Source organism: Sphingomonas sp. (assembly GCF_965248875.1).
Classification (GTDB): domain Bacteria; phylum Pseudomonadota; class Alphaproteobacteria; order Sphingomonadales; family Sphingomonadaceae; genus Sphingomonas.
In genome coordinates this window covers 179,928-191,696 of sequence record NZ_CBDFKR010000011.1, presented here as the reverse complement: position 1 = coordinate 191,696, position 11,769 = coordinate 179,928, and the positions used below count along the sequence as shown (strand labels likewise).

Genomic DNA, 11,769 nt, shown 5'->3' with positions numbered 1-11,769 from the left:
TCCCTGCGGTCAGACCGTGACGCCGCCGTCAATCACCATCGTCTGCCCGGTCATGAAGGTGCTCGCCCGGGACGCGAGGAATACGACGGCACCCGCGATCTCGTCTGGCTCGCCGATCCGGCGGAGCGGCACGCGGCTGTTCGCCTCTTCCTGCCGCTTCGGGTCCTCCCAAAGGGCGCGGGCGAAATCGGTCTTGATCAGCCCGGGCGCGATGCAGTTGACGCGTACCCCGTCGGGCCCGAACTCGTGCGCAAGGTTGCGGGCAAGCTGCATATCGGCGGCCTTGGAGATGCAATAGGCGCCGATCACGGTCGAGCCGCGCAGGCCGCCGATCGACGAGACGATCACGACCGACCCGTCCCGCCGCGCGCGCATGGCCGGTGCCGCCATCGCAATCAGCCAATGGTTGGAGACGATGTTGTTGTCGAGGATCTTGCGGAACTGCTCGTCCGCGATCCCATCCTGCGGACCGTAATAGGGATTGGAGGCCGCGTTGCAGACCAGACAATCGATCCGCCCGAACCTGGCGGCACTTGCGTCGACCAGATGCTGCAGCGCCGCCTTGTCGGAAATGTTGGCGGCGACCGCGATCACCTTGTCCTCGCCGAACCGGCCCGCGATCTCTTGCGCCAGCGCATCGCAGGCGTCCTGCTTGCGCGACGAGATGACGACGTTGGCGCCCTGCTCGGCGCAGGCGATCGCCGACGCCTTGCCGATCCCGCGGGAAGAGCCGGTGATGACGACGGTGCGCCCGGTGAGATCGAATTGCGACATGTTCTTCTCCGTTCGCCCGTCAGGGACGCATTCCGCCGGTCATGCCCCGGCTTTTTCGGCGAAGCTCCACGCCGCCGCCGCCAGCCGGTACACGCCCGCGGCGCTCTTCTCCGCCTGCGCGCTGGACGCGGTGCCGTCGATCACGCGCCTCTTGATGCCCTGGATGATCCCGGTCAGCCGGAACAGATTATACGCGAAATACCAATTGAGGTCGGGCAGGCCGTCGCGCCCCGTCGCCGCGCAGTAGCGTTCGACCATCTCCTCCAGCGTCGGGATGCCCGTTTCCGGCCCGGTATGCCCCATCACCCCCGACCGCCCTTCGGGCTGCGATACCCAGCTGTTAAGGAAATAGCTGAAGTCCGCCAGCGGATCGCCCAGCGTCGACAGCTCCCAGTCGAGCACCGCGATCACCCGCGGTTCGCCCGGGTGCAGGATCATGTTGTCGATGCGGTAGTCGCCATGGACGATGCTGGTCCGCGTCTGCTCGGGAAGCGTGCGCGGCAGCCAGTCGATCAGCCGCTCGACCTCGGGCATGTGCTCGGTCTCGGCCAAGCGGTATTGCTTGGTCCAGCGTTCGACCTGCCGCGCGAAGTAGTTACCCGGCTTGCCGAAGTTATCCAGCCCGGCGGCGGCGTAATCGGTGTTGTGGAGCGCCGCGAGCGTGTCGCCCATCGCATGATAGATCGCGGTGCGCTGGGCGGGCGTGTAGTCGGGCAGCGTCCCGTCCCACAGGTTGCGCCCGTCCGCGAACCCCATGACGTAGAACATCGTACCCAGCACGCTCTCGTCGGTGCACAGGCCATAGGGCTGCGCGACGGGAAAGCCTGTCGGGTAAAGCCCGGCGATGACGCGAAATTCGCGGTCGACCGCGTGGGCGGAGGGAAGTAGTTTTCCGAACGGCTTGCGGCGGAGGACATAGTCGCCCGAGGGGCTGATCAGCTTGTAGGTTGGGTTGGACTGACCGCCCGCGAATTTCGCGTAGGACAGCGGTCCTGCGAAGCCCGCGACGTTCGCCTCCATCCAGGCGGTGAGCCGGTCGAGATCAAGCCGGTCCCTGTCCTCGACCGCGATGGTGCCGGCCATCGTCTGCGCCGTCGCGTCAGCCACGGCGCGCTCCTGGCGCTGCGAGAGCGACGGTGGTCGGGCTATGCATCGAACACGATGACCGAACGCGTCGTGTCGCCTTTGCGCAGCTCGTCGAAAGCGTCGTTGATCCGTTCGAGCGGCATCCGGTCGGCGATGATCGTGTCGAGATCGAGCGCGCCGCGCTGATAGAAATCGACCAGTCGCGGGATGTCGATCGGGAAGTGGTTGCGCCCCATCAGCGCGCCCTGCACCTTCTTATCCGCGAGCAGGTCAAGCGCGGAAAGTCCGACCTTCTCGGTCAGCGGCATCATACCCAGGATCGTCGCGGTGCCGCCACGGCGGAGCACCTTGACCGCGGTCGCGGCCGACTGCGGGCGTCCGACCGCCTCGATGGCGTGGTGGACGCCGCCGCGGGTCAGCTCGATCACCTCGTCCGCCGCGGTCTCGCTGGCTGCATCGACGACGTGCGTGGCGCCCAGCTTCTCCGCAATCGCCCGCTTTTCGGCAACTGGATCGACCGCGATCACCTTTCCCGCGCCCGCGATCCTGGCGGCGTTGACGGCCGCCAGCCCGACGCCGCCGCAACCCACCACACACACGGTCTCGCCCGGCACCACCTTTGCCGCATTGAAAATCGCACCTGCCCCCGTCGTCACCGCGCAGCCTAGTATCGCAGCGCGGTCCAGCGGCATTTCGGGGTCGATCGCAACGCAGGCATGTTCATGGACCAGCATCATCTCGGCATAAGCGCTGAGATTGAGCATCTGCGCGACGGGCATGTCACCGAGCATCAGCCGCGGCCGCACGTCCTTCGGCCGGCGCACATCGCCGCTGATGCACAGCGCCATGCGGCCGGTGAGGCAGAACTCGCAATGGCCGCAGAATGCGCTCAGGCAGGTGACGACATGATCGCCGACCTTGACCGTCGCCACCTCGCTGCCGACCGCCTCGACAACGCCCGCTGCCTCGTGCCCGGGGATACCCGGCAGCGCGTGCGGATAGGCGCCGTCGACGAAATGCAGGTCAGACCGGCACACACCGCACGCGACGGTACGGATCAGCACCTCGTGAGGACCGGGCGCATCGACCGTCACGTCCTCGATCGAAAGCTTGGTCTTGGGCTCGAAAAGTACCGCGGCTTTCATCTTCGTCCTTCGTCGTGCCGGCTCGCTGCCGGGCTCCGTCGCGCAGCCGGCGGCATTAAGCGATCGCCCCCCCCGGATCAGGGTTAGCGCGCCGCCGCCATCTCGCCGGAGCTCATCCGGTCGTTCTGCGCCTTGTAATCCGCGTATTTGCCGAACTCGTTGCGGGCGATCGCGCGGTTGTGGACCTCGTCCGGCCCATCGGCGAAACGCAGCGTCCGCATCGCCGCCCACTGGTGCGCCAGCGGGAAGTCGTCGCTGACGCCGCCACCGCCATGCGCCTGGATAGCATCGTCGAGGATCGACAGCGCCATATTGGGCGCCGCGACCTTGATCATCGCGATCTCCAGCTGCGCGGATTTGTTGCCCGCCTTGTCCATCATGTCGGCGGCTTTCAGGCAGAGAAGACGTGTCATCTCGATGTCGGTCCGCGCCTTCGCGATGCGCTGTTCCCAGACCGAATGGCTGGATAGCGTCTTGCCGAATGCGACCCGGCTCAGCAGCCGCTTGGCCATCGCCTCGATCGCAGTCTCGGCGGTGCCGATCGTGCGCATGCAATGGTGGATGCGCCCCGGCCCGAGCCGGCCCTGCGCAATCTCGAAGCCCCTGCCCTCGCCGAGCAGCACGTTCTCGACCGGCACGCGCACGTCCTTCAGCTCGACCTCGCCATGGCCATGCGGCGCATGATCATAGCCATAGACGCTCAGCATCCGCTTGATTCGAACGCCCGGCGTGTCCATCGGCACCAGGATCTGCGACTGCTGGGTATGGCGCGAGCTCTCCGGGTTGGTCTTGCCCATCACGATCGCGACCGCACAGCGCGGATCGCCCACCCCCGACGACCACCATTTCGTGCCGTTGATCACATAATGATCACCGTCCCGCTCCATCCGAGTCTCGATATTGGTCGCATCGGACGAGGCGACGGCGGGCTCGGTCATCAGGAAGGCGGAGCGGATCTCGCCGTTCATCAACGGCTTCAGCCAGCGCTCCTTCTGCTCGCGCGTGCCGTAGCGGTGAAACACCTCCATGTTACCGGTATCGGGCGCCGAGCAGTTGAAGCATTCGGACGCCCAGCCAACCTTGCCCATTTCCTCCGCACACAGCGCATATTCGAGATTGGTGAGCTGCGTGCCCTCGAACTCGAAACTGTCGTCGACATGGCTCTGACCCGAGTGCGGCGGCATGAAGAAGTTCCAGAGCCCCGCGGCCTTGGCCTTTGCCTTCACCTCCTCGATCACCGGGATCACCTTCCAGCGATCGCCCTGGTGATGCTGTTCGTGATACTCGTGGTCGCGCGGCGCAATCTCGCGCGCGATGAAGTCCCGCACCCGATCCCGGAAGTAGGTTTCGCGTTCGCTGAGCGTGAAATCCATCGCCGTCGCCCTTTCGCCAATACCGTGCCGCAGCGGCGCTTAAGCCATACCCGTTCTTCGGTAAAGGCGCGTTTGGGACCGTCGTGCGCCTGGGGACTATTGCACTGTTGCTTCTAAACAGACCGTGGTTAGCATGGCGCCATGGCGGGGTCGGCGGCGGCAGAGGGCGGTGATCAGGGGACGCCGCGCTTTCGGCAGAAGCGCGACGCCATCCTGGCCGCCGCGGCGGAGGCAATCAACGAACAGTCCGCCAAGGGCATGACCTTCGCCGACGTCGCGCGGCGCGTCGGGCTGAACACCACCAGTGTCACCTACTATTTCAAGCGTAAGGAAGATCTAGCCGCCGCCGCGTTCGAACACACGCTCGACTATCTCCTCGTCATGCTCGACACCGCGATGGAGGCGTCCACCCCGTCCGAGCGCGTCCGGCGCTACCTCGCGCTCAACATGGCGCGGCTGCGGCGGATAGAAGCAGGGGCGGAGCGCCCCCTGGCGGTGCTCTCTGACCTGCGTGCGATGGAAGAACCCATGAAGGCGCGCCTTCTGTCGGGCTGGCGCGAAGTGTTCCGGCGCACGCGAGCATTGTGGGGCCCGCCCGCAAGCCGCGCGCACACCGACCTTTACGGCGCGCGCGCGCATGTGCTGCTGGAGAACACCTTCTGGCTGCCGGCCTGGCTGCACCGGTACGAACTGGACCAGTATGACCGGGTCGAGGCGCGGCTGTTCGACGTCCTCGCGCACGGCCTGGCTGTCCCCGGGGCCGCGTGGAGCCCCATCCCGCTCGACATGGCGCACGAGGAGCGCGAGCCGGGTCGCGCGGCATTCCTGCTGGCGGCGACGCGGCTGATCAACGAGCTCGGTTATCGCGGCGCATCGGTGCAGCGCATTGCGTCGCAGCTGAATGTCACCAAGGGCAGCTTCTATCATCATCTCGACGCCAAGGACGAACTGGTGATCGCCTGCTACCGGCGCAGCTTCGAGACCGTCGCGGCGGCGCAGGCGCATGCCGACGAGATGGGCGGGACACATTGGCAGCGGCTATCGAGCGCGGTCGCGACCCTGCTCGACATCCAGTTCGCCGAGCGCGCGCCCCTGCTGCGAACCACTGCGCTCAGCGGCCTGCCTCCACAGGTGCGCACCGCGATGGTGGACCGCTCCAACTCCATCGCACGACGCTATGCGGGGACGATCATGGACGGCGTTGCCGAGGGTTCGATGCGCGCGGTCGACGCGCTGATCGCGGCGCAGGCGCTGATGGCGCTGCAGAATGCCGCCTTCGACATGCGCAAATGGGCGAACACCATGCCACGCGAGCGGGCGGTGGCGATGTATGCGTCGACGCTGTTGTATGGGATGTTCGCCGATGGGCGCACCGGGCCAGCGTAGCCGGCGCGGAGAGGCCCGAGGCCGGCCGGCGGATCGCGCCAGCAAACCCGTCTGACGTCACGACGCGGCTTCGCTGCGGCGCCTGCACCTTCAACAGGAGGCTCGACCGCGTCCTTTGACGCCGCTGCTCTCCACCCAGCCCGCCGCGGCAACGCCGTGTCGTCGGTCGTCGCTGAGCGACGCTGGCCGCACTTGCTGGTCTCGCGTGCAGCTACGCTGCATGCGAGACCCGCTGCGCCTAGAACCTGAACCGCACCGTCGCGCCGTAGGTCCGCGGCTCCGCCAGGAACGCCGAGTACACCTGCGTGCCCCCGGGATAGAGGTTCGCCGGATACGTCGTCGCCAGCCCGTTCGCCGCGCTGGGCGTCGGACCCGCCTGGAAGGGGGTCGAAAACGCGACCTGCGTGTACTGGGTGTTGGTCACGTTCTGCGCCCAGATTTCCAGTGCCCAACGGCTGTTTGGCCCGCGGATGCCGGTACGTGCGTTGACCATGACGAACCCGTCCTGCTCCTTTTGCGGGAACAGGTCGGAGCCGGTATTGTAGTCGCTCGACAGGCGGCCATCGACATAGAACAGCGCCGACAGCCCGTGGCCGATCGGCGGCGTCCACGATACGGCGCTGGTCGCGACCAGCCCCGGCGCATTGGACAGGTTATCGCCGGGCAGATAGCGCAGCGCCGGATCGAGCGGCGCGCCGCTGCTGTTACCGACCAGGTTCGACCGGAACTTCGTCTCCGCCAGCGTCACCCCCATGTTGACGGTGAAGTTGCGCGCCGGCGAGATCGACGCTTCCACTTCGACGCCGCGGCTGATCACACCCGCCCGGACGTTGTCGGTCGAGCACGCACCCGTGGCTGCCGACGTATCGCGGTCGGCGAAGTTCAGGTTGGTGGAGCAGCTGTTGACGTTCTGGACGAGGAAAACCGAGCCGTTGAAGGTGTTCAGCTGGAAGTTGTCGAACGCCTGATGGAAGGCGGCGATGTTCAGGCTGAACATAGGCGCGGAGAACTTCGCGCCGATTTCAAAGGCGTTATTTACCTCAGGGTCGAACTGCAGGTTGCCGACCAGCGATTGCGCGCCCGCCGCCGAGCTCGCGCCATAGGCGGAGAAAGGAAGCGTCGGCGACTTTAGCGCCGACCGATCGAGGTTGAACCCGCCCGCCTTGTAGCCGCGCGCATAGCTGCCATAGACGAGCAGCCGCGGCGTGACCTTGTAGGACAGGATGGCGGTGCCGGTGACCTTGTTCTCTGACCGTCCGCTGCTGATCGCGACGCCGTTCAGCTCGGACGACGAGTTGCCTTGACAGGTCAGGCTGATGAGACCGCCCGCCACCGCGGCTAGGCCGCCGCTCAGCAACGGCGCCAGCGCCGCCTGCTGCGCCGGGCAGGCCGTATTGTCGTTGCCGAACAGCGCGTTCAGCCGCTTGCGCTCGTGCGTGTACCGCGCACCCAGCGTCAGGTTCAGGCCGTCCGCGATGGTGATGATGTTGTGGGTGAAGAACGCGTAGTTCTCGCTGTTCTGCCGATAGCGGTCTGTGGTGCTGCCGCGATCGTTGACCGTGTCGAGCCGGTCGAAGCCGCTCAGCACCAGCGCGCCGCCCGGCCCGAACGGCCCTGCCGGGCTGGCCAGCGCACCGCGGCCCGCCGCGCTGAGGCAGCTCTGGCCGGTCGGGCTGTAAAGTGATCCCAGACCAAACGCGAAGACCAGGCGGCAGGTCGCGAACCGGCCATACTGCGCGCCGAAGCGCAGATTGTCGCGAACCGTCAGATCCTCATGAGCGTAATAGCCGCCGACCAGCCAATCGAGATGGCCGTCGAACAGGCTTCCCTGCAGGCGCAGCTCCTGACTGTAGGTCTGGAACTGACGGGCGCCTGCGTTAAAACCGGGCGCACGATAAAGGATGTCGACCGGGCCGTAATCGGTGTCCGACGCCTGATCGTTGCGATAGAAACGGTACGCCGAGATCGAGGTCAGCTTTGCGCCGCCGAGATTGTAATCGATCTGGGCCGAGCCGCCATAATCCTCGGTCGTCCCGACGAACGTCCGCCCAGCGTTGATGTAGGTGTTGCGACCGAAGGGGTTCGTGAACGGCGCGCCGCCAGACCGCGACGGATCGAGGTCCTGCAGCACCCGGACGATCGGGTTCAGCGCCGGGTTGAGCAGGTTGGCGTTCGCCGGCGCGACCGTCTGGTCGATATATTCGGCGGCGCAGCAGGACTCGCGGCGGTGCGTGTAGTCGCCGATCAACCGTACCGACAGCGCGTCGGTAGGCTGGAACAGCAGCTGTCCGCGCACGAAATAGCGATTGCGGTCGTTGATGCGGCGGTTGTTGTTGACGTCCTTCAGAAAGCCGTCGCGGCTGACATATACCGCGTCGATCCGCGCCGCGATCGTGTCGCTCAGCGGCAGGTTGACGTTGCCGCCGACCCGGACGAAATTGTAATTGCCGTAGGTCGCCTCCGCGCCGGCGCTGAGCCGGTTGAGGTCGGGCGCCTTGGACACGATCGAGATGATGCCGGCCGACGCATTGCGGCCGAATAGCGTACCCTGCGGCCCGCGCAGCACCTCGACCCGCTCGATGTCGCCGAGTTCGTTCAGACCGACGCCCGAACGCGAGCGATAGACGCCGTCGACGAACACCGCGACCGAGCTTTCCAGCCCGGGGTTGTCGCCGACCGTGCCAATGCCGCGCAGACGCGCGGAGCCGTTCGCTTCATTGCCCGTCGACGACACCAGCAGCGATGGTGCGACCTGGGTGATCTGGCGGATGTCAGACGCGCCGGTGCGCTCCAGCGTGGCGGCGTTGACCACCGACACCGCGACCGGCACGTTCGACAGCTGCTGCGCCCGGCCCTGCGCGGTCACGACGATGTCGCCGTTGGACGCGGTCGGCGCCCCCTGCGGATCAACCGAGTTGGCAGGTGTGCCGTTGTTGCCGCCGGTGGTCGACTGGCTCGACTGTTCCTGGCCGTTGGCGGTCGTGGCGCCCGGCGGCGGCACAGTCTGCGCCGGGGCATTAGCGCCCGCTCCCGCCTGGTCGGCCGTCTGCGCCGCGGCGGGGGTCGCCACCGCGATCGCCAGCGCCGAAAACGCACACGCCGCCAGGAACTGCTGCTTGGCCATCATTCTCTCCTACCGGCCGGTGACCTTGCGCCTACCGTACCGTTGCCACGACTAGAAGCCGCAAGCCGCCTCAGCGTCAAGCTTTACAACTGTTGCCTCGGCAACCGTGTATGGGAAATCATTGGAGTGTGGCGCAGATGCAACGGCCGCCGTGGACCAAACCCGTTCTTCTAACGGTTACATGACGGCAGTTTGCAAGGCAGTTTACAGGCGTCGCCGATGCTTCGCTTCAATAATCGTTCAGGCGCGCAAACCGTTCACGATGATAGGACGCATTGCCCCACATCGCTTCCAGCACTGCTGACCGCTTGAGATAGAAGCCGGCATCATGTTCGTCGGTCATGCCGATGCCGCCGTGGAGCTGCACCATTTCACGGCTGATGAGCTTGAGCGTGTCGGACGCCACCGCCTTGGCGAGGCTCACGGTCTGGTCGAGGTCGGAGCGCCCGGCGTCGATCGCCTCCAGCGCGCCCTCGACCACGGAGCGCATCAACTCCAATTCCGTGAACATCTTCGCCATTCGATGCTGCAGCGCCTGAAAGGTCGATAGCGGCTGGCCGAACTGGACACGGGTCTTGAGGTAATCGTTGGTCTGCGAAAACGCCGCCTCGGCCATGCCCAGCATCTCGGCGCACACCACCACGGTCGCACGGTCGACGATCGCAGCGGTCAGCTCCGGCCCGCCCAGCTTCACCGCCGCGGCGCCGTCGAACGTCACATCGGCATGGCTACGGCTGTCCGCCATATGCCGGGTCCGCCTGGTCACCCCTGCGCCATCGGCGACAAGGTACAGACCGTCCGCCGCCGCGACGACGAACAACCCGGCGCTGTCACCTTCGGCGACGAATTGCTTGAAGCCCGTCAGCGCGCCGCCCTCAACCTTCGTCGCGAGCTTGGACAGATCGTGACGCGGCCCTTCGTCAACGGCCAGCGCCGCCACGACCTCGCCGGCCGCGATCTTGGGCAGCCACTCGCCCTTCGCGCCATCGTCAGCGCCCATGGCGATCGCGGTCGCGGCGGGGCCGGTGGAGGCCAGCGGCGACGCCGTCAGGTTGCGCCCGAGCTGCTCGACGACGAGCCCCAGCGACAAATAGCCGAATGCCGACCCGCCATGCTCCTCGGGCACGACGACCCCCGCCCAGCCCATCTGCCCGATCGCGCCCCACGCTTCGGCGTCGAAGCCTGTGGCGGGCGCGGCCGCGCGCAGCTTGCGGAATGCGGTGACGGGCGCCTCGTTGTCCGCCCACTCCCGCGCCATATCGCGCAGCATCACCTGTTCGTCGTTCAGGACGGCCATTTGCGTGTTCCCTTGTGAAACTGATCGGGAGGTCCGGTTCAGCCGTCCCTCGCCTTCCTCTTCATACCGTCGTTATGCCGGCGATCGACCCGGTCCCCGCGTCGCCACAGCCGCTCCCCACATGGCCGGGCGGACCCCGGGTAAGTCCCGGCGGGACGAGACTACCGCCCGCTCAAGCCCGCCGTTCACTGGTGATCGAGCATGCCCAGGATGCGCTTGGCGACGATGTTGTTCTGGATTTCCGTCGATCCGCCGTAAATCGACACTGCCTTGCCCCATAGCCAGGTACGCGTCTGCGCCAGTTCGGCCTCCGAAAAGCCCTCGCCGTCCCAGCCCAGCCCCTGCATTCCCATGATCTCGACGCCCAGTTCCGCCTTGTCCTGCGTGATCCGCGCGCCGACATTCTTCATGATCGAGGTCGCCGCCGACGGGCCCTGGTTCGATTTCGCCTCCAGCGCCGCACGCCTGAGCGTCATCGCGAAGGCACGGGTATCCATGTCGTGCTTGATGATGCGGGTGCGCAGGTCGGGATCGTCCACCCGCCCCTTGTCGTCAGTGCCGCGATATTGCTTGGCGAGGTCGGCGACGGTCGGCCCGGCCATCATCCGCCCCATCGAGCCGCCGCCACCCGACAGTGAGTTGCGCTCGTGCTGGAGCAGCCGCGTGCCGATCTCCCAGCCCTGTCCCTCGCGCCCGACCAGATTCTCCTTGGGCACCTTCACGTTGGTGAAGAAGGTCTCACAGAAGGGTGACTGGCCGCTGATCAGCCGGATGGGCCGCACCTCGACGCCGTCCGCATGCATGTCCTCGATCAGCAGAAAGCTGATGCCGGCATGTTTCTGCGTCTTGTCGGTACGCACCAGGCAGAAACACTTGTCCGCCCACTGTCCGCCGGACGTCCAGGTCTTCTGGCCGTTGACGACGTAATGGTCGCCGGCGTCCTCGGCGAAGGTCTGGATATTGGCCAGGTCGGAGCCGGCGTTGGGCTCCGAATAGCCCTGGCACCAGCGCACGTTCGCCATCGCGATGTCGGGGATGTACTTCTTCTTCTGCGCCTCGGTGCCGTATTCCAGCAGCGTCGGGCCGAACATCATTACGCCCATCCCGCCGATCGGATTGTACGCACCCGCCCGGCCCAGCTCCTCCTGCAGCACGCGGGCCTGCGCGCGGTCGAGCCCGCCGCCGCCATATTCCTTCGGCCAGGTCGGCACCCCCCAGCCCTTCTCGCCCATCGCGATCCGCCACGTCTCCTCGTCGGCCGACGCCGCGCCGCCGCCCTCGATCGTCGCCATGGCGTTGTCCTTGCCCTTCAGCGACGCGGGAAAGTTCGCCGCGAGCCAGCTGCGCGCTTCCGCGCGGAAGGCCACGGTCGGATCGTCAGTCTGATCCGGGGCGGAACGGTCGAGTTCGGGGGCGGTGGCCATCAGCTCTTCCTCGAATCTGAAGATCGGGTATGGCGGCGTCTTGCCACGGATCGACGCCCTTGGCAAAGCGGAACGCGATCGACCTGCGTGCCCGCATGGTCGGAACCGAGGGCCTGTCCTACAAGCGTCGCCCTGTGCCATAGCCTTGGCATGACCAGCG

The 11,769-nt window shown here is 66.5% G+C and carries 8 protein-coding genes; 1 reads left to right on the top strand and 7 read right to left on the bottom strand.

Annotation, left to right across the window (positions count from 1 at the left end; genetic code table 11):
- Positions 1-9: 9 nt before the first annotated feature.
- The 4 genes from ACP2AD_RS07880 to ACP2AD_RS07865 all read right to left on the bottom strand — a co-directional run bounded on the left by ACP2AD_RS07880 (position 10) and on the right by ACP2AD_RS07865 (position 4,378).
- Positions 10-774 (bottom strand): SDR family NAD(P)-dependent oxidoreductase, encoded by a 765-nt coding sequence (locus tag ACP2AD_RS07880; RefSeq protein WP_425229529.1) that lies wholly within the window; start codon positions 772-774, stop codon positions 10-12.
- 39 nt (positions 775-813) lie between these two features.
- Entirely contained in the window at positions 814-1,857 is a 1,044-nt protein-coding gene (locus ACP2AD_RS07875; RefSeq protein WP_425231121.1) for a phosphotransferase family protein, read from the bottom strand.
- A 62-nt stretch (positions 1,858-1,919) separates the two neighbouring features.
- Positions 1,920-3,005: a Zn-dependent alcohol dehydrogenase gene (locus ACP2AD_RS07870; protein WP_425229528.1), complete on the bottom strand. Its 1,086-nt coding sequence runs from the start codon at positions 3,003-3,005 to the stop codon at positions 1,920-1,922.
- Positions 3,006-3,088: 83 nt separating this feature from the next.
- Positions 3,089-4,378 (bottom strand): acyl-CoA dehydrogenase family protein, encoded by a 1,290-nt coding sequence (locus ACP2AD_RS07865; RefSeq protein WP_425229527.1) that lies wholly within the window; start codon positions 4,376-4,378, stop codon positions 3,089-3,091.
- A 141-nt stretch (positions 4,379-4,519) separates the two neighbouring features.
- Here ACP2AD_RS07865 and ACP2AD_RS07860 point away from each other — a divergent pair, with 141 nt between their 5' ends.
- Complete coding sequence (locus tag ACP2AD_RS07860; protein WP_425229526.1) at positions 4,520-5,764, top strand: TetR/AcrR family transcriptional regulator; 1,245 nt, start codon at positions 4,520-4,522, stop codon at positions 5,762-5,764.
- Positions 5,765-6,002: 238 nt separating this feature from the next.
- Here the strand turns inward: ACP2AD_RS07860 and ACP2AD_RS07855 are convergent, their stop codons facing one another.
- The 3 genes from ACP2AD_RS07855 to ACP2AD_RS07845 all read right to left on the bottom strand — a co-directional run bounded on the left by ACP2AD_RS07855 (position 6,003) and on the right by ACP2AD_RS07845 (position 11,609).
- Positions 6,003-8,888: a TonB-dependent receptor gene (locus ACP2AD_RS07855; protein WP_425229525.1), complete on the bottom strand. Its 2,886-nt coding sequence runs from the start codon at positions 8,886-8,888 to the stop codon at positions 6,003-6,005.
- Between the two features lie 229 nt (positions 8,889-9,117).
- Positions 9,118-10,185 (bottom strand): acyl-CoA dehydrogenase family protein, encoded by a 1,068-nt coding sequence (locus tag ACP2AD_RS07850; protein WP_425229524.1) that lies wholly within the window; start codon positions 10,183-10,185, stop codon positions 9,118-9,120.
- 185 nt (positions 10,186-10,370) lie between these two features.
- Positions 10,371-11,609: an acyl-CoA dehydrogenase family protein gene (locus tag ACP2AD_RS07845; protein WP_425229523.1), complete on the bottom strand. Its 1,239-nt coding sequence runs from the start codon at positions 11,607-11,609 to the stop codon at positions 10,371-10,373.
- Positions 11,610-11,769: the final 160 nt, after the last annotated feature.